Source organism: Alcanivorax sp. HI0044, assembly GCF_001634945.1.
In genome coordinates, this window is the sequence record NZ_LWEZ01001816.1 from 1 (window position 1) to 1,169 (window position 1,169).

Here is a 1,169-nt window from a genome sequence, read left to right on the forward strand (position 1 = left end):
TGATCATGGCGTCTATCGTGGAAAGGGAAACCGGCGTGCCGGAAGAGCGTCCGGAAATTGCTGGCGTTTTTACCAATCGTTTGAACAAGGGCATGCGCCTGCAAACCGACCCGACGGTGATCTACGGCATGGGGGAGGCCTATGACGGAAATATTCGCCGCTCCGATCTGCGTCGCGCTACCCCTTACAATACCTACGTGATCAGCGGGTTGCCGCCCACTCCTATCGCCATGCCCGGCCGGGAAGCCATTCTGGCGGCGGTGAACCCGGGGAAACCGAGTCCCTGTATTTCGTGGCCCGTGGTGATGGCAGCCATTCTTTTTCCAAAACCCTGGCCCAGCACCGCAAAGCCGTGCGTGAGTATCAGCTGCAACGCCGTGAAGGCTACCGTTCTTCACCCGGAGGCGGATAATGAGTGGCCGTTTCATCACCCTGGAAGGCGGCGAGGGCGCGGGCAAAAGTAGCAATCTGGAATGGCTGGCCGACGCTCTCAGAGCCGCCGGCAAGACGGTGACAGTGAGCCGCGAACCCGGCGGCACCGCCTTGGCGGAATCGATCCGTGGTGTACTGTTGGCGCCCGGTGATGAACCTATGGCGGATGATACGGAGTTGCTGTTGGTGTTCGCCGCCCGCGCGCAGCACCTGGAGCAGAAGATCCGCCCGGCACTGGCCCGTGGCGAATGGGTGCTGTGTGATCGTTTTGTGGACGCCACCTGGGCTTACCAGGGGGCAGGGCGAGGGCTGGACAGCGCAGCCATTGCCGACCTGGAAAGCCTGGTCATTCGCGACACCCGCCCGGACATGACCGTACTGTTTGATGTGCCGGTAGATGTGGGCATGGCACGTGCCGGTAAACGTGCCGCTCTGGATCGCATCGAACAGGAAGACCGGGCTTTTTTTGAACGTATCCGCCAGTGTTATCTGGCCCGTGCAGCCCAGGAGCCTGGCCGGTTCCGCACCGTGGATGCGGGGCAGCCTTTGGGGTCGGTACAGCAGCAGCTGGGCGCGATAGTCGAGGAGATGCTGGCATGGCCGTAACCGGCGCAAAAGTTCAGGCACCGTGTCCCTGGCATGGCGAGGTCATGGCGCAGTTGCTTGACCAGCACGCCCAGGGGCGGCTGCCCCATGCGCTGTTGCTGACCGGTGCCAAAGGTATCGGCAAGCTACGC

1 protein-coding gene and 1 pseudogene are annotated in these 1,169 nt (G+C 62.4%); both read left to right on the forward strand.

All coding sequences use genetic code 11. The features are described 5' to 3' along the window. A pseudogene (gene mltG, locus A3730_RS27215) lies at positions 1-412 on the forward strand (endolytic transglycosylase MltG); the annotation flags it as partial. Then, positions 412-1,038, forward strand: a complete 627-nt coding sequence (gene tmk, locus A3730_RS27220; RefSeq protein ID WP_063519203.1) for a dTMP kinase — start codon at positions 412-414, stop codon at positions 1,036-1,038. The pseudogene mltG and the gene tmk, both read left to right, overlap by 1 nt. The last annotated feature ends 131 nt before the right edge of the window (positions 1,039-1,169 follow it).

Bases quoted from the DNA above. Each gene is read 5' to 3' on its own strand.
- tmk (WP_063519203.1), top strand. From the start codon at position 412: ATGAGTGGCCGTTTCATCACCCTGGAAGGCGGCGAGGGCGCGGGCAAA.